Below are 16378 nucleotides of genomic sequence, written 5' to 3' on the forward strand. Positions count from 1 at the left end.
AGGGTCCTGGGAGAGTAGGACGTCGCCAAGCGAGCCCATTGTAATGGGCGGTTATGATGCATAGCAAGGGCCCTTAGCTCAGCTGGTTAGAGCGCACCCCTGATAAGGGTGAGGTCGGTGGTTCGAGTCCACTAGGGCCCACCATAACTTTATAATAATTATGGGGCCATAGCTCAGCTGGGAGAGCGCCTGCCTTGCAAGCAGGAGGTCAGCGGTTCGATCCCGCTTGGCTCCACCATTTAAAGTGAAATTTGCTCTTTGAAAACTGGATAACGAAACGAAAGCAATAACGCTGAACATCCGCTAAGCTGCGCAAGCAGCAAAGCAGCGATGATGATCTTTTAGCTACTAGCGAGTATTTCTATTTTTAAGCGACATTTGTGCGAAGCGCAACCGGAGCGAAAAAATAGAAACGACGAGCAACATGGTTAAGCTATAAAGAGCACACGGAGGATGCCTAGGCACCAGGAGCCGATGAAGGACGTGGCGAACAACGATAACGCCTCGGGGAGCCGTAAGCAGGCTTTGATCCGGGGATGTCCGAATGGGGGAACCCGCGTGAGGTAATACTCACGTACCATGTAGTGAATACATAGCTACATTGGAGGCAGACGAGGGGAACTGAAACATCTAAGTACCCTCAGGAAAAGAAAACAAAAGTGATTCCGTCAGTAGCGGCGAGCGAAAGCGGATTAGCCCAAACCTAGCGATTATATCGCTAGGGGTTGTAGGACCTCGATGTGGCAAAAGCTTGTTAGGCGAAGTGGTCTGGAAAGGCCCGGCACAGTAGGTAAAACCCCTGTAGCCAAAAGCGAGCGTATGCCTAGAGGAATCCTGAGTACGGCGGGACACGTGAAACCCCGTCGGAATCCGGCAGGACCATCTGCCAAGGCTAAATACTCCCTGGTGACCGATAGTGAAGCAGTACCGTGAGGGAAAGGTGAAAAGAACCGCGGGAGCGGAGTGAAAAAGAACCTGAAACCGTGTGCTTACAAGAAGTCAGAGCCCGTCTTGATATTTCCTTCGGAAAATCAGGGGTGATGGCGTGCCTTTTGTAGAATGAACCGGCGAGTTACGTTTGCGTGCAAGGTTAAGGTGAGAAGCCGGAGCCATAGCGAAAGCGAGTCTGAATAGGGCGCTAAAGTACGTAGACGTAGACCCGAAACCGTGTGATCTACCCCTGTCCAGGGTGAAGGTGCGGTAACACGCACTGGAGGCCCGAACCCACGAATGTTGAAAAATTCGGGGATGAGGTGGGGGTAGGGGAGAAATTCCAATCGAACTCGGAGATAGCTGGTTCTCCCCGAAATAGCTTTAGGGCTAGCCTCGGGATTAGCGTAGCGGAGGTAAAGCACTGATTGGGTGCGGGGCCCGCCAAGGGTTACCAAGTCCAGTCAAACTCTGAATGCCGCATACGTATACCCGGGAGTCAGACAGTGAGTGCTAAGATCCATTGTCAAGAGGAAACAGCCCAGATCATCAGCTAAGGTCCCCAAGTGTGTGTTAAGTGGGAAAGGATGTGGAGTTGCACAGACAACCAGGATGTTGGCTTAGAAGCAGCCACCATTTAAAGAGTGCGTAATAGCTCACTGGTCGAGTGACTCTGCGCCGAAAATGTAACGGGGCTAAACACACCACCGAAGCTATGGGTCCATTAAGGGCAGTAGGGGAGCGTTGTATGCGGGTAGAAGCTAGATCGTGAGGACTGGTGGACTGCATACAAGTGAGAATGCCGGTATGAGTAACGAAAAGATCAGTGAGAATCTGATCCGCCGTAAGCCTAAGGGTTCCTGAGGAAGGCTCGTCCGCTCAGGGTAAGTCGGGACCTAAGGCGAGGCCGAAAGGCGTAGTCGAAGGACAACAGGTTGAAATTCCTGTACCACCGTGAACCGTTATGAGCAATGGGGTGACGCAGAAGGATAGTGACGCGGACTGATGGATGTCCGTCCAAGCAGCGAGGCTGGTTAGTAGGCAAATCCGCTAACCGTAAGGCTGAGCTGTGACGGGGAGGGAAATAAAAGTACCGAAGGTCATGAGTTCAAGCTGCCAAGAAAAGCCTCTAGCCAGGGAGAAGGTGCCCGTACCGCAAACCGACACAGGTAGGCGAGCAGAGCATGCTAAGGCGCGCGGAAGAACTCTCGTTAAGGAACTCGGCAAAATGACCCCGTAACTTCGGGAGAAGGGGTGCCTCGGTAGGGTGAATAGCCCGAGGGGGCCGCAGTGAAAAGGCCCAAGCGACTGTTTAGCAAAAACACAGGTCTGTGCGAAGCCGCAAGGCGAAGTATACGGGCTGACGCCTGCCCGGTGCTGGAAGGTTAAGGGGAGCGGTTAGGAGTAATCCGAAGCTGTGAACCGAAGCCCCAGTAAACGGCGGCCGTAACTATAACGGTCCTAAGGTAGCGAAATTCCTTGTCAGGTAAATTCTGACCCGCACGAATGGCGTAACGACTTGGGCGCTGTCTCGACGAGAGATCCGGTGAAATTTTAATACCTGTGAAGATGCAGGTTACCCGCGACAAGACGGAAAGACCCCATGGAGCTTTACTGCAGCTTGATATTGGACTTTGGTACGATCTGTACAGGATAGGTGGGAGCCTGAGAAGCCGGAGCGCCAGCTTCGGTGGAGGCGCCGTTGGGATACCACCCTGATCGTATCGGAGTTCTAACCTGGTACCGTGAACCGGTATGGGGACAGTGTCAGGTGGGCAGTTTGACTGGGGCGGTCGCCTCCTAAAATGTAACGGAGGCGCCCTAAGGTTCCCTCAGAATGGTTGGAAATCATTCGCAGAGTGCAAAGGCATAAGGGAGCTTGACTGCGAGACAAACAGGTCGAGCAGGGACGAAAGTCGGGCTTAGTGATCCGGTGGTACCGTATGGAAGGGCCATCGCTCAACGGATAAAAGCTACCCTGGGGATAACAGGCTTATCTCCCCCAAGAGTCCACATCGACGGGGAGGTTTGGCACCTCGATGTCGGCTCATCGCATCCTGGGGCTGAAGTAGGTCCCAAGGGTTGGGCTGTTCGCCCATTAAAGCGGTACGCGAGCTGGGTTCAGAACGTCGTGAGACAGTTCGGTCCCTATCTGTCGCGGGCGTAGGAAATTTGAGAGGAGCTGTCCTTAGTACGAGAGGACCGGGATGGACGTACCGCTGGTGTACCAGTTGTTCCGCCAGGAGCACGGCTGGATAGCCAAGTACGGACGGGATAAGCGCTGAAAGCATCTAAGCGTGAAGCCCCCCTCAAGATGAGATTTCCCAGTATGTAAGACCCCTTGTAGACGACGAGGTTGATAGGTTCGGGGTGTAAGCGCGGTAACGTGTGTAGCTGACGAATACTAATCGGTCGAGGGCTTATCCTAAATAATTATGGGATGTACATCTCATAAAGCTAATATAGAGCATCAGCGTGCTTGAGTTTCGTATCCAGTTTTCAAGGTGCAATAGCCTTGAAAGTATAGATCACTATGTTCCAGAGAAGAAGTTAAGCTGCAAGACCTTTCTAAGGTTGGATATTTTGCAGCGGCTTATCGAAGTAGCATGATCTATGCAAGAATCCGGTTTGGTGATGATGGCGGAAGGGAACCACGCGTACCCATCCCGAACACGACCGTTAAGCCTTCCAGCGCCGATGGTACTTGGACCGCAGGGTCCCGGGAGAGTAGGACGTCGCCAAGCAAAGAAAAAAGACCATGTATCGGCCTAGCCGCACATGGTCTTTTTTTACGCAGAACGAGAAATACTAACATGGATAATATGAATAGGGGGTGGTAGCTTGAGTTACGTCATTATTGACCTGGAGTTCAACGGACGGAAGCACTACGAAATATATCCAATGGAAATTATCGAAATCGGAGCGTTATGCGTAGATTCCAGTCTGCAGGTGATAAACACCTTTCAAAGCTACGTAAAGCCTCATTATCCGATCAACCGATTCGCTTTAGAGTATTGTAAGATCGATGGTTCAACTCTACAAAGAAGTCCGTCTTTTCCCGAAGTTATAGGAGCATTTATCGATTTTTGCGGACAATATGACAAGATCATTGCTTGGGGAAGTATGGATTTCCATAATTTATATATCGATTCGAAAGTTAATCAAGTGCCGGTTCATTGGCTGCACAACATGCTGGATATGTCCAAGCATTTCACAGGAGGTCTTCAGGAGGCATTAGTTACACATGAGATCAAGCCAATTGGACAGCAGCATTCGGCTTTGGATGACGCGTGGAACGCCTATCAGCTGCTGTGCAGGAATCCGAAAATCGTATTAATAGAGACATATTATCAATTTGATCCATTCAAAACGGCAACAGGAGGCATTAAGAAGAAGATTGCGATGTCTCTCCAGCAAGCGGCTGAAGCGAATCAATACTTGAGCTGGGAGCAATTTATGGAGGAGGAGCAAGCCAGGGATTATATCCGCATTATGAATCTGGATGCACGTGAGATCGAGATGGTCCACAAGCTATTCGATAAATATTACAAGCAGACGTACAGTCGTAAAGTACGAGAGCGCATTCGTAAGCTGAACTCCTAGCTGCAAGGCAAACACGTCCTACTGCTTGTAGCAGGACGTGTCTTGATCATTAATTTTCAGCATACCGATCTGTCTGAACTTCCGAAGCCGCAGCATCATCCACATTCTCGGTAGCAGCAGCCACACGTGCATGTACAGACCGAAGGCAAGCAGCTTCGGGTCTAGCCAAGGATACATGCAGGCGATGGCCAGCAGAACGATCCAGAGCAATTGGTGGTACAGTCTGCTTGCACGGCTTAAAGGTATGTATTGTGCTGGGACGTAACCGAACCAAGCCGCACGAAATGACCATGTCCACTTCATCGGAGCGCTCCCCTCTTTGGCGAGCAGTAATAGCCGCAGAAAGAGGAAATGCAGCAGTGGAGTAGCGATGACTATGATTATGAAATATAACGGCTCAATAAATAGCAGAGCAAAGATCCAGGCGACCAGCATAAGCAGCCAATACGTGCTTTGCTGGATGATCCCATGCCGGTAGCGCTTTAATAGCTTATAATGATAAATCGTGGAGTCTTGGGACAAGACTCGTTCTTTTTTTCCAGATACGGCCACGTGTATGTCACCCGGTATATTAGATTCTATTAGTACTTATATCGGTTCATGTGTTGTGTAATGTGAGTCCGAATGCACCCGACAAGCATTTCCGGCATAAAATTAGATAAAAGCATGTTTATTCTTGAGAGAATCGGACATACTGGTAGAAAAGAAGAATAGAGGTGAAGTCGCATGAATGAAGCGTTGCAGCATGAACTCACTTCCTCTTGCATTATATGTGGATCCGAAAATAGGAATGGCATCATGATTGTATCCGAGTTTATTTGCGAGGATTGTGAGGCGGAGATCGTTCGGACTGAGGTTGGCGATCTGAAGTACCCATTTTTTATTCGTCAAATGAAGCAGATTCTATACAAAATGAACGCCTAGCTGACGCAGCTGGTTGATTCGGTAGCTCGTTTATGTCCGAGATTGGGCGTGACGGGCTTTTTATTTTACCTTGTGATTGATACAATACTGTTCATAAGAGTTCGTCTTAGGTGCTCTACAGTCATGTATGCCGATTAAGTAGAAATAGAGGTGCTAATGATGGCTGAGAAGCCAAATATTCCGCTGCTGCAAGCGTTGGAGCGATATGCGGAGACAGAGGCGGTTCGGCTTCATGTGCCGGGGCACAAGGGTAGAGGCGAGGCATATGGATATGCCTCCAGCCATTATGAAGCGATTGTCCGGCTTGATGCCACAGAGCTGCCGGGGCTCGATGATCTGCATCATCCAGAGGAGATCATTGCAGAGGCTCAGGAGCTGGCTGCGCAATGCTTCGGGGCGGAGGTGACGTACTTCCTCATTAATGGCAGCACGGTTGGCAATCAAGCGATGATTATGGCCGTATGTGTGCCGGGCGACGTGCTGCTGGTGCAGCGGGATGCTCATAAGTCGGTCATTCATGGGCTGATGCTTGCCGGTGTTCGGGCGGTCTTCCTGCGGCCGGAGCTTGACCCAATCAGCGGACTGTCGCTTGGCATCGATCATGACGTCGTCGAGGAAGCGCTCAAGCGCTATCCGGAAGCGAAGGGGCTGCTGGTTACAAGACCAAGCTACTACGGGGTAAGCCAGGCGCTAGAGTCGATAGCGAGCCTGTTGCATGCTCAAGATAAGGTGCTGCTTGTAGATGAGGCACACGGTGCACATTATGGCTTCCATCCTGCATTGCCGAAGTCGGCGCTCGCAGCAGGCGCTGATGCCGTTGTACAATCGACGCATAAGATGCTTCCGGCGATGACGATGTGCTCTATGCTTCATGTGCAGGGATCGCGGATAAATCGGCAAGCATTACAGAAGGCGCTCGGGATGCTGCAAAGCTCGAGTCCGTCCTATCCTTTGCTGGCAAGCTTGGATATTAGCCGCCACTTCATTCAGCATCACGGAACGAAGGCGATCGAGGATACGCTTCAAGTGGTGCAAGAGCTCAAGCAGCAGCTGCAGACGTCGACACGGTGGCGGTGTCGAGCGCTATCAGCGACTCCTCGAGGTGAGCGACACGGCCGTCTGCTCGATCCGCTCAAGCTTGCTCTATACGATGAGACAGGGGCTCTAGATGGCTTCGCTCTCAAGAGGAAGCTTGAAGCGGAAGGGTGTTATGCAGAGCTCGCTGATCCGCAGCACGTGCTGCTAGCGTTCAGCCCTTCCAGCACAGGTGAGGACGCTACTAGGCTTATGGAGGCGCTGAAGCGAATAGAGGCTGAAGAGCAGCACATAGCAATGGCACTTCGGGTGGAGGCAGGCGTGAGTACGATAGCTGCAGAGGAGGATCGGACAGACTCTGCGGCTGCTGAGAAGGACTGTACAGCGTCGTCAACAAGAGTGCCGCTGTATGCCTGCGCTGCGGAAGGGGCCGAGCGGATGTCGGCGGAGCCGGTACAGCTGCATTGGTCAAGCCTGCTGCATGCGGACGACTCTAATCAACGCTACATGCCACTTGAGGCGAGCATCGGGGAGCGCTCTACGGTTATGCTCGTTCCGTATCCGCCTGGAATTCCGGTGCTGTATCCAGGCGAGCGAATAACGCGAAGCACGGTACATTATGTGATGCGTCTGTTGGATTCCGGAGCGAAGCTGCAAGGCTACCAGATGGACGAGGCACGTATGATACCGGTATGGTGTGAAGATATTCGATAGGACATGGATAGGACTATGATATTTTGGCAGAATAGGGGACAATATGGAACGGAGAGGTTATTTCATTACCGTCGAGGGCGGTGAAGGTGCGGGGAAAACGTCCGCGATCGTCGCAATTCTTGAGGAAGTTGCACGACTGGGACTGGAGGCGGTCTCTACACGCGAGCCTGGCGGAATCGAGATCGCAGAGCAGATCCGAGCTGTTATTCTGGATAGGCGCCATACGGCGATGGACGGCCGTACGGAGGCGCTCTTATACGCGGCTGCCCGGCGGCAGCATCTGGTCGAGAAGGTGATGCCCGCGCTGGAGGAAGGCTGTATCGTGGTGTGCGACCGATTCATTGACAGCAGCCTTGCGTATCAGGGCTATGCCAGAGGACTAGGCATCGATGAGATGCAGGGCATCAATGAATTTGCCATCTCGGGCTGCATGCCCGACCTGACGCTGCTGTTCGATGTGCGCCCCGAGATTGGGTTAGCTCGCATACAAGCGGACGGGAGCCGTGAGGTGAACCGACTCGACCTAGAGGCCATGCAGTTCCATCATAAGGTCCGTGAGGGCTATATGGAGGTGCTGCGCCGTTATCCCGAACGGATTATCCGGATAGATGCGGAGCAGACGGCTGATCAGGTCGAGAGGGAAGTTCGTCATATCGTGAACCAAAGGCTGTCTCGGCGAGTATACTAGCACCAGCAATGATTTTCCGAAAGTCCCGTGCTCATACATGAAGGAATTTATCGAATACTTGTCAAATTATATACTAAGGTGTTGATGCCCTGTGAAGCATCGCTTCATCGGTGTTACATCCGGGAGCTGGACTTACGGATTATGAAATCCTTGAGCAGAGGAGGCTGGGCGCATGAAATTAGTTGTCGCCGTTGTACAAGATAAAGACAGCAATCGGCTGTCGAACGCGCTGATCAAAGAGGGGTTCCGCGCAACGAAGCTAGCAAGCACAGGAGGCTTCCTGCGTGCTGGTAATACGACGTTCATGATTGGTACTGAGGATGAGCGTGTGAATGAGGTTTTGCAGCTTATTAAGTCGAATTGTAAAATCAGGGAGCAGATGGTCACTCCTGTGTCGCCGATGGGCGGATCCACAGATTCCTACATTCCGTTCCCGGTCGAGGTGCAGGTTGGCGGTGCAGCTGTATTCGTAATGCCGGTCGAGCGCTTCGAGCACTTTTAATTGCATCATATAAAGAAAGGTCGGAGGAGCTGTGAAAATTAACCCGGGCTGGCGCCCTGTCGGCGGTGAGTGGATTCGCAACGAGAATGCTTCTTCCCAGCAGCTACAGCAAAAGTCATTCCAGGACATGATGCACCACCAGGACGAGAAAGCCACCCGGGAGCAGCTTGAGCGCATGCTCAGCCAAATTGATATGCAAGGGCAGCGCCTTGCCAAATCAATGACCGTGCGGGAGCTCCGACAATACAAGCTGTTAGTCAAGCAGTTCTTAGAGGAGACGGTGCGCCGCGGTGTGCAGCTTCGGGATACGCGCGGCTGGGACCGCCGCGGCCGCTCCAAGCGGTACAAGCTGCTTGAGGAGATTGATCAAGGGCTGCTCGTGCTGGCCGACGAGATGCTGGCGACGGAGCAGGGAAGGATCGAGCTGCTGCATAGGATCGGAGAAATTCGTGGCATGCTGATCAATTTGTTTTTCTAAAGCGTCAAAGAAAGGAATTACCGTCACCATGCCGTTCCAGACGATAATCGGACAAGAACGCGTCAAGCAGATGCTTCAAGCAAGCATTCGTCAAGATAAAGTGTCACACGCCTATATCTTCGCAGGGCCGGGTGGATCAGGAAGGCGAGAGATGGCTCAAGCATTCGCAATGGCGCTGTATTGTCAGGTGTTGCCTGATGATGCATGCGGCGAGTGTCTGGATTGCCGGAAGGTGCTGCACGGCAACCATCCCGATCTGCACTGGCTAGCCCCTGACGGCGCTTCGATTAAGATTGAGCAGATCCGCGAGCTGCAGAAGCAATTCGCGTACCGCTCAACGGTGTCCGGCGTGAAGATGTATGTGCTCGAGAGCGCGGATAAGATGACGCCTCAGGCCGCCAACAGCCTGCTGAAGTTTCTGGAGGAGCCCAGCTCACAGGTTGTAGCTGTGTTGATTACGGATAATGGACAAGCGCTTCTGCCGACGATTCGTTCTCGCGCTCAATGGGTGCCGTTCGTGCCGATGGCGCGAGCGCGGATGGAGGAGGTGCTGCTTGCAGAAGGACATTCGTCCGTTCTCGTCCAAATCGCGGTGCATTTGGCAGCAGGTCCTGAGCGGGCGCGTGAGATGATTCAAGGAAATGGGTTTGCAGAAATTCGAAATCTAGTGATACAATTGGCTAGAGAGAGCTTAACCCGCTTGCCGTCGGCCTTTGTAACCGCTCAGCAAAAGCTGGCGAAGGGGGAGCTAGCAGACAAGCTCTCGTTATGGCTCGATATGCTGATTCTATGGCTGAAGGATATGGTAAGGCTTGGAGCCGGCAGTCGGGATCAGCTGATCTATTCGGACCAGGCAGATTGGATGGTGCGTGAAGCACTGAATCACCCGGTCCAGCATTGGATCGACTGTCTGGAGCAGGCGGTCGAGACGCAGAAGCGGCTGCGATTTCATGCGAATCCCCAGCTTTCGCTGGAGCATATATTGATGAAGCTGAAGGGGGTGTAGGATTGTTCTCGGTTGTAGGGGTTCGGTTTAAGAAAGCAGGGAAAATTTATTACTTCGATCCGAGCGAGCTGCCGGTTGATCGGGACAGCGCGGTGATCGTGGAGACGGCACGCGGCGTCGAATATGGCAAGGTCGTGATCGGAAGGCGAACGGTCGGGGAAGATGACGTGGTACTTCCATTGAAGAAGGTGATCCGCATTGCGGACCACCAGGATGCGCAGCTCGTGGAGGATAATAAGCAGGCAGCGAAGAACGCTTTTTCGATATGTCAGGATAAGATCAAGGATCACCAGCTCCGGATGAAGCTGGTCGATGTTGAATATACATTCGATCGCAACAAAATTATTTTTTATTTCACGGCTGAAGGTCGGGTTGATTTCCGTGAGCTTGTGAAGGACTTGGCCAGCGTATTCCGTACACGAATAGAGCTTAGGCAAATCGGCGTGCGCGATGAGGCCAAGATGCTCGGAGGCATCGGTCCTTGCGGACGCATTCTGTGCTGCTCCTCGTTCCTCGGCGATTTCGAGCCTGTATCCATTAAGATGGCGAAGGATCAGAATCTCTCGCTCAATCCTACCAAAATATCGGGGCTGTGTGGACGACTAATGTGCTGCCTGAAGTATGAACACGATAATTATGAAAGCGCCAAGGATGAGCTGCCGCGAGTCGGTAGTGAAGTCGTCACTTCGTATGGCAACGGACGTCTAATCTCGTTGAACGTGTCCGAGCGGACGGCGAAGGTACAGGTGTTCGACCTGAAGAAGGTGATGGACCTTCCGCTGGATGATGTAGTGGAGCAGCATTAATTGAGCACGAGGCAACGGTTCTTTCGATTGAGGTGATGGCAGTCGTGGTGAAAAAAGACAGTTTCGTTCAAATTGATCGAATGGAAGAACAGATGGGTGCTTTATATACAGAGCTTGGACAAATCAAGCAGCACATTATTGAACTGCTCGAGGAGAACAAGCGGTTAAGTATTGAAAATGATCAGCTGCGCAAGCTGTTGAAGCATGATACGGCAGCGGCTGCTCCCGATGAGCATACGAAGGAGCAGGCGTCGTCAGCTGCGGCGAAGGAAGTGACGGGCGAGGGGCTGGATAATCTCGCACGCATTTATCACGAAGGCTTTCATATTTGCAACGTGAACTATGGACACCTTCGTACGGAAGGTGATTGTTTGTTTTGTATGTCTTTTCTAAATAAATAAAGCGTGAACCGTAGGGAGGCAAGCCTTCTCTACGGTTTTTTTGGAGAGCGCGGCACCATCGGATGTTGGAATTTGGAGTGAGGCTCTCATTTTGGAGGCGTTGACGTTTGGATCAAGAGCAGGTACCGATCTATGAGAAGGAACGTATTGATGATTTGTTAACCCAGGATTTGAGAATTATACAGAGTGAGGAAGTATTCAGCTTCTCGCTGGATGCTGTTCTGCTGGCGAGATTTTGCTCCATTCCGCAGCGCGGACGTATTGTCGATCTGTGCACGGGTAATGGCGTCATCCCGCTGCTGCTCTCGACACGGACGAAGGCGCACATTACGGGAGTGGAGATCCAGCCTAGACTTGCGGAGATGGGTCAGCGGAATGTGAGGCTGAACGCTCTGGATGAGCGAGTCGACATTGTTCATGGCGATCTTCGTGAAGCGCTGCAGCAATTCGGGCAAGGTCAGTTCGACGCAGTGACCGTTAACCCGCCTTACCTTCCCGTGCCGAATGGTGATCAGAATGTGAATGAGCATGTGGCTGCTGCCCGTCATGAGCTGTTCTGCACACTGGAGGATGTGATTCGCATCTCGAGCCGATTGGTGCGTACCGGCGGCAAGGTGGCGATGGTGCACCGTCCAAGCCGCCTCGTGGACATCATGACGCTGATGCGTCAATACCGGCTTGAGCCGAAGCGGATTCGATTCGTTCATCCGAGGGCAGGGCAGGAGGCGAACATTGTATTAATAGAAGGTATTCGCGATGGGAGGCCGGAGCTGCGAATGCTGCCGCCGCTTGTCGTCTACAAGTCACAGCATGAATACAGCGACGAGCTGATGGACGTGTATTACGGTCACCGGCTAACGCTGGAGCACGATCCCGACACGTATTAATAGAAAAAGCCTTGCCGCTCACGCGGCACCTTCAGGTGAACCGATATTCACGGAACCTGTTATTTCAGGATAAAAACTATGCCGCTCACGCGGCACCTTCAGGTGATGAATTATCGAGGATGCCCTCAATTTGGCTTCGCCAAATTCGAGGCTTGCCATAACATCTTCCGATATTCACGGAACCTGTTATTTCAGGATAAAAGGAAACGATGAACTTGAACATTCAAAAAAGCTTTGCAGGCGATATAGGCGATAGAGGGAAGCTATACTTGGTTGGTACGCCAATCGGCAACCTGGAGGACATGACGTATCGAGCTGTGCGTATCCTACGCGAGGTGAAGTGGATAGCAGCCGAGGATACGAGGCAGACGAGGAAGCTGCTAACACACTTCGAGATTGACACTCGGCTCGTCAGCTACCATGAGCACAACAAGCAGAACAGCGGTCCCGAGCTGATTCGGCTGCTACAGGGAGGCGATGACGTTGCGCTCGTGAGCGATGCAGGACTGCCGGCGATCTGCGACCCCGGTGCCGATCTCGTGCGGGAGGCGATTGCTGCGGGCATCGCTGTAGTACCGATCCCCGGCGCGAATGCTGCCTTATCAGCGCTGATCGTATCCGGGCTTCCAACGGATCGCTTCGTGTTCGTCGGCTTCCCTCCAAGAGATGCGAAGCCGATGTCTGAGGAGCTTGCACGGTGGAAGCGTGAGGCGGCAACGGTGATCGGCTACGAGTCGCCGTATCGGATCGTGAAGACGCTGACGCGAATTGCGGAGGTGCTTGGCGAGGGCCGTCAAGTGTGTCTCGTTCGTGAGTTGACCAAGAAGTATGAGGAAGCGATTCGAGGTACGGCGGCCGAGCTGCTACAATATTTGCAGGAGCATCCGCCTCAAGGTGAGTATTGCTTTGTCGTAGAGGGCGGCAGCGCGTCTGGCTCTGAGGCAGACGCTGACGAACAGTGGTGGTCGGCGCTGACACCGGAGGCTCATGTGGCCGCCTATGAGGAGCGCGGACTTGCTCATAAGGAAGCGCTGAGACAGGCCGCCTCCGACCGGGGGTTGCCGAAGCGGGAGCTGTACAACCTGCTGCATCAATCTTGATGTAATCTCCTCGACAGCCCAAAAAAAATCCCTGATTCGTAAAACGAATCAGGGACATAGAGGAGATATGAAAAGGTTAGAATTACCGTAGTTAATGTTGCTATTTTTATTATACCCTATTTTTTTTATTTTGTCACAGGTATTGGCATTTCAGATAAGCATTCGTGACAAACAATTTTTCCCTTGAAGTAAGAAACGTTTTCTGCGTTACCACAGAAGATACATGCAGGCTCATATTTCTTCAGCATGATGCGCTCGCCATCTACATAGATCTCCAAAGCGTCCTTCTCGCCAATACCTAACGTTCTACGAAGCTCGATCGGAATAACAACGCGACCTAATTCGTCTACTTTTCTTACAATACCAGTTGATTTCATCATGATATAAATCCCCTCTCTAGAAGTTCAAGAATATAGTAGTGCAGCGGAGTAAAATTATCGTCATGTTTCGACATATTTCTTTATCTCTATGATACCAACCATTCCCATAATAGTCAACCTTAAAGTTAAGAGAATTTATAAGCAAATTATGGTATATTAGCTGTGGAAAAAGAAGTGGCGAAGCGGCGCGCTAACAGGCCGTTTTGCTTCATAATTGCTCCATATTTGGAAAAGGAAATAATCCAATTAATGTATATTTTGCGCTATGAAGCTACCAAATGAATATCGACACGATATGACATCTTTATTTGTCGCCGTGCATGCTTTGTCGAATCTAATTGTGAATAGGCAGGAGGAAGTTTCCATGCACAATCCGTTACAGGAAGAAAAAGTGTTCAAGGACCCTGTTCATAAGTACATTTACGTACAAGATCAGATTATTTGGGCTCTAATCAACACGCGAGAGTTCCAGCGGCTGCGCCGCATTCGGCAACTGGGCACTTGCTTCCTGACGTTCCATGGCGCGGAGCACAGTCGCTTCTCGCATTCGTTAGGCGTCTATGAAATTACGAGAAAAATCATTTCACAGTTCGAGCGCAACCGGTATGCGGATTGGCCTAGTGAAGAGCGTCTACTGTGTCTGTGTGCCGCGCTGTTGCACGATGTTGGACATGGACCGTTCTCTCACTCTATCGAAAAAACGTTCGGCACTCATCATGAGGAGTGGTCGTGCCGTATCGTGCTCGGTGATACCGAGGTGAACAAGGTGCTTCGACAAGTATCGCCCACGTTCCCGCAGCAGGTTGCAGGTGTGATCGCGAAGACGTACCGTCAAGAGATCGTCGTCAGCCTCGTTTCCAGTCAGTTGGATGCAGACCGTATGGATTACTTGCTGCGCGACGCATATTTCACAGGCGTGAACTATGGCATGTTCGACCTCGATCGCATCCTCCGCGTGCTGCGGCCCTATCAGGGACACATTGTCGTCAAGGAGAGCGGCATGCATGCGGTGGAGGATTACTTGATGGCACGCTACCAGATGTACTGGCAGGTGTACTTCCATCCGGTTACCCGAAGCGCCGACGTCATCCTCCATCACATCTTCGAAAGAGCGAAGCATCTGCACGAGGAAGGCTATACGTTCCGCTTCATGCTCGCGCCGCTTCCGAGCTTATTCGCGAATAAGCTGAGCGTCCAGGAGTATCATATGCTCGATGAGGCGTTCATGCAGACGGTGCTCATGCAATGGTCACTGGAGCAGGACGACATTCTCTCCGAGCTGTGCTCCAGATTTCTGGAGCGGCGGCTGTTCAAGTATACAACGCTTGAAGTGATGGATGTGCCGATGCTGGAACGGCTGAGAGATACATTCCGCAGCATCGGTCTTGACCCGCATTATTACCTCGAGGTTGATTTCCCATCCGACCAGTCGTATGATGTGTATCGACCGGGGGAGCAAGACGAGAAGCTGCCTATTCTGTTGCTAGATGCAGCTGACAGACTGACTGAAATTTCCCATAAATCTGAAATTGTTCGCTCCATCAGCGGTATTCAGATGGGGAAGTATCACTTATATTACCCGCAAGACCTTCTCTTGAAGCATGCGTCCCGATTGGATGAGGCCACGCGTCGTCTGCTCGGTCTTGTCGAAGATCAATAGCTACATATATGAAATGGAATAGGGGTTGTATTAAAGATGCTGATCGACACTCATGCTCATCTGAATGCGGAGCAATTCGATGAAGACCGACAAGAAGTGATCGCGCGTGCACAACAGAATGGAATTCGTCGAATTATCAATGTCGGATTCAATCGAGAGACGATTCCGACTTCGCTGGCGCTTGCGGAGCAGTACGATTTCATCTACTCGACGGTCGGCTGGCATCCGACCGATGCGATCAATATGAAGGATGGCGATCTGGAATGGCTCGAGTCGCTGTGCGCACACGAGAAGGTCGTAGCGATCGGCGAGATTGGACTCGATTATTACTGGGATACGTCGCCCAAGGATGTTCAGGACCGCGTGTTCCGGGAGCAGATTCGGCTTGCCCGCAAGGTGAAGCTGCCGATTGTTATCCATAATCGTGACGCACATCATGACGTCGTCGAGACGCTCCGTGAGGAGAAGGCTTCAGAGGTCGGTGGCGTCATGCACTGCTTCTCTGGCAGCTGGGAGACGGCGAAGCAGTGTCTGGATCTCAATTTTTATATTTCGTTCGGAGGGCCAGTCACCTTCAAGAATGCGAAGCAGCCCAAGGAGGTGCTGGAGAAGGTGCCTCTGGATCGTCTGCTGATCGAGACGGATGCTCCATACTTAGCCCCACATCCGTATCGTGGAAAGCGGAATGAATCGTCCTATGTTCGGCTCATTGCAGAGACTGCGGCAGAGATTAAAGGGCTTTCATTGGAGGAGCTTGCGGAGATCACAACTCGTAATGCCACTAAGTTATTTAACCTCAAAACGAGTGAAATGACTCAAAAATGAGGGTATGAGGACGACTGTTTTTTATCACGAAACAAGAGAATGCGAGATAATGAGCAATAATCGAAGGCTTGAGCGAGAAATAGGTGTGTTGGTTGCGATTTCAATTCGAAATTTGGTCCAAATTGAACGAAAATGATTCTTTTTCGGCGTGTTTGTATACTTTACAATTAAACCCCTCGCATCGTAAACTCAGTATTAACTTCATACGATTTACCAAGCTTCCAATATCGCTGAGTTTCCGAAAGGGAAACGGGGGAACCGCAGCTTCAAGCCGAATCGGGCTGGGCTGTAACAATTGGGGTGAATCTCGGACGCCTTCAAGAGGTCCGGGTAGGGCGACTCTCAAGTCCGAATCCGTCAGCTAACCTCGTAAGCGTTTAGAGAGAGGTAACGCATTGTCGTGCGCTTTATTTTCATTTGGATCAAATGAGTATAAAAG

15 protein-coding genes, 2 tRNA genes, 3 rRNA genes and 1 riboswitch (1 of these 21 only partly in view) are annotated in these 16378 nt (G+C 51.6%); of the genes, 18 read left to right on the forward strand and 2 right to left on the reverse strand.

From position 1 onward, the window contains the following. The 6 genes from rrf (PAE68_RS02725) to PAE68_RS02750 form a co-directional block, all read left to right on the forward strand. A 5S ribosomal RNA gene (rrf, locus tag PAE68_RS02725) occupies positions 1-31 on the forward strand; it begins 86 nt to the left of the window's first position. A gap of 36 nt (positions 32-67) precedes the next feature. After that, positions 68-144 (forward strand) — tRNA-Ile (locus tag PAE68_RS02730). Between the two features lie 18 nt (positions 145-162). Then, a tRNA-Ala gene (locus tag PAE68_RS02735) sits at positions 163-238 on the forward strand. A 188-nt stretch (positions 239-426) separates the two neighbouring features. Beyond that, positions 427-3358, forward strand: a 23S ribosomal RNA gene (locus PAE68_RS02740). A 199-nt stretch (positions 3359-3557) separates the two neighbouring features. Next, positions 3558-3674 (forward strand): 5S ribosomal RNA (gene rrf / locus PAE68_RS02745). A gap of 97 nt (positions 3675-3771) precedes the next feature. Continuing rightward, complete coding sequence (locus PAE68_RS02750; protein WP_281883816.1) at positions 3772-4533, forward strand: 3'-5' exonuclease; 762 nt, start codon at positions 3772-3774, stop codon at positions 4531-4533. An 18-nt stretch (positions 4534-4551) separates the two neighbouring features. Here PAE68_RS02750 and PAE68_RS02755 read toward each other — a convergent pair whose 3' ends face one another. Beyond that, a complete protein-coding gene (locus PAE68_RS02755) occupies positions 4552-4836 on the reverse strand; it encodes a hypothetical protein (RefSeq protein ID WP_281883818.1) in 285 nt (94 codons plus the stop codon). Between the two features lie 423 nt (positions 4837-5259). Between PAE68_RS02755 and PAE68_RS02760 the strand changes: the two genes are divergently transcribed. From PAE68_RS02760 to rsmI, 10 genes are all read left to right on the forward strand, one after another. Beyond that, entirely contained in the window at positions 5260-5457 is a 198-nt protein-coding gene (locus PAE68_RS02760) for a sigma factor G inhibitor Gin (RefSeq protein ID WP_281883820.1), read from the forward strand. A 159-nt stretch (positions 5458-5616) separates the two neighbouring features. Beyond that, the gene (locus PAE68_RS02765) at positions 5617-7206 is read left to right on the forward strand and encodes an aminotransferase class I/II-fold pyridoxal phosphate-dependent enzyme (protein WP_281883822.1); all 1590 of its coding nucleotides are present in this window, start codon (positions 5617-5619) and stop codon (positions 7204-7206) included. 43 nt (positions 7207-7249) lie between these two features. Continuing rightward, on the forward strand, positions 7250-7894 hold the full coding sequence (tmk, locus tag PAE68_RS02770; RefSeq protein WP_281883824.1) for a dTMP kinase: 645 nt from the start codon (positions 7250-7252) through the stop codon (positions 7892-7894). 172 nt (positions 7895-8066) lie between these two features. Beyond that, the gene (locus PAE68_RS02775; protein ID WP_281883826.1) at positions 8067-8396 is read left to right on the forward strand and encodes a cyclic-di-AMP receptor; all 330 of its coding nucleotides are present in this window, start codon (positions 8067-8069) and stop codon (positions 8394-8396) included. 31 nt (positions 8397-8427) lie between these two features. Then, positions 8428-8874: a YaaR family protein gene (locus PAE68_RS02780; protein ID WP_281883828.1), complete on the forward strand. Its 447-nt coding sequence runs from the start codon at positions 8428-8430 to the stop codon at positions 8872-8874. Positions 8875-8902: 28 nt separating this feature from the next. After that, positions 8903-9880, forward strand: a complete 978-nt coding sequence (gene holB / locus PAE68_RS02785; protein WP_281883830.1) for a DNA polymerase III subunit delta' — start codon at positions 8903-8905, stop codon at positions 9878-9880. Positions 9881-9882: 2 nt separating this feature from the next. Then, positions 9883-10686, forward strand: coding sequence for a PSP1 domain-containing protein (locus PAE68_RS02790; RefSeq protein ID WP_281883832.1), 804 nt, complete (start codon positions 9883-9885; stop codon positions 10684-10686). A gap of 44 nt (positions 10687-10730) precedes the next feature. Beyond that, positions 10731-11087 (forward strand): DNA replication initiation control protein YabA, encoded by a 357-nt coding sequence (gene yabA / locus PAE68_RS02795; protein WP_281883834.1) that lies wholly within the window; start codon positions 10731-10733, stop codon positions 11085-11087. A gap of 107 nt (positions 11088-11194) precedes the next feature. Continuing rightward, the gene (locus PAE68_RS02800) at positions 11195-11974 is read left to right on the forward strand and encodes a tRNA1(Val) (adenine(37)-N6)-methyltransferase (RefSeq protein WP_281883836.1); all 780 of its coding nucleotides are present in this window, start codon (positions 11195-11197) and stop codon (positions 11972-11974) included. Positions 11975-12183: 209 nt separating this feature from the next. Beyond that, positions 12184-13074, forward strand: a complete 891-nt coding sequence (rsmI, locus tag PAE68_RS02805) for a 16S rRNA (cytidine(1402)-2'-O)-methyltransferase (RefSeq protein WP_281883838.1) — start codon at positions 12184-12186, stop codon at positions 13072-13074. A 125-nt stretch (positions 13075-13199) separates the two neighbouring features. On the opposite strand, the gene PAE68_RS02810 is transcribed toward rsmI, so the two are convergent. Then, positions 13200-13454, reverse strand: coding sequence for an AbrB/MazE/SpoVT family DNA-binding domain-containing protein (locus tag PAE68_RS02810; protein ID WP_010501678.1), 255 nt, complete (start codon positions 13452-13454; stop codon positions 13200-13202). 364 nt (positions 13455-13818) lie between these two features. Between PAE68_RS02810 and PAE68_RS02815 the strand changes: the two genes are divergently transcribed. Next, a complete protein-coding gene (locus PAE68_RS02815) occupies positions 13819-15114 on the forward strand; it encodes an HD domain-containing protein (RefSeq protein WP_281883856.1) in 1296 nt (431 codons plus the stop codon). Between the two features lie 36 nt (positions 15115-15150). Then, positions 15151-15939 (forward strand): TatD family hydrolase, encoded by a 789-nt coding sequence (locus PAE68_RS02820; protein WP_281883858.1) that lies wholly within the window; start codon positions 15151-15153, stop codon positions 15937-15939. A gap of 218 nt (positions 15940-16157) precedes the next feature. Beyond that, positions 16158-16331, forward strand: a riboswitch (cyclic di-AMP (ydaO/yuaA leader). The last annotated feature ends 47 nt before the right edge of the window (positions 16332-16378 follow it).

It is taken from the genome of Paenibacillus sp. YYML68 (genome assembly GCF_027923405.1).
In the GTDB taxonomy this organism is placed as follows: domain Bacteria; phylum Bacillota; class Bacilli; order Paenibacillales; family NBRC-103111; genus Paenibacillus_G.

Coding starts and splice junctions, on each gene's coding strand:
- PAE68_RS02755 (WP_281883818.1), bottom strand. CDS start 4,836: ATGAAGTGGACATGGTCATTTCGTGCGGCTTGGTTCGGTTACGTCCCA.
- PAE68_RS02775 (WP_281883826.1), top strand. CDS start 8,067: ATGAAATTAGTTGTCGCCGTTGTACAAGATAAAGACAGCAATCGGCTG.
- PAE68_RS02815 (WP_281883856.1), top strand. CDS start 13,819: ATGCACAATCCGTTACAGGAAGAAAAAGTGTTCAAGGACCCTGTTCAT.
- tmk (WP_281883824.1), top strand. CDS start 7,250: ATGGAACGGAGAGGTTATTTCATTACCGTCGAGGGCGGTGAAGGTGCG.
- PAE68_RS02760 (WP_281883820.1), top strand. CDS start 5,260: ATGAATGAAGCGTTGCAGCATGAACTCACTTCCTCTTGCATTATATGT.
- PAE68_RS02820 (WP_281883858.1), top strand. CDS start 15,151: ATGCTGATCGACACTCATGCTCATCTGAATGCGGAGCAATTCGATGAA.
- rsmI (WP_281883838.1), top strand. CDS start 12,184: ATGAACTTGAACATTCAAAAAAGCTTTGCAGGCGATATAGGCGATAGA.
- PAE68_RS02765 (WP_281883822.1), top strand. CDS start 5,617: ATGGCTGAGAAGCCAAATATTCCGCTGCTGCAAGCGTTGGAGCGATAT.
- holB (WP_281883830.1), top strand. CDS start 8,903: ATGCCGTTCCAGACGATAATCGGACAAGAACGCGTCAAGCAGATGCTT.
- PAE68_RS02810 (WP_010501678.1), bottom strand. CDS start 13,454: ATGATGAAATCAACTGGTATTGTAAGAAAAGTAGACGAATTAGGTCGC.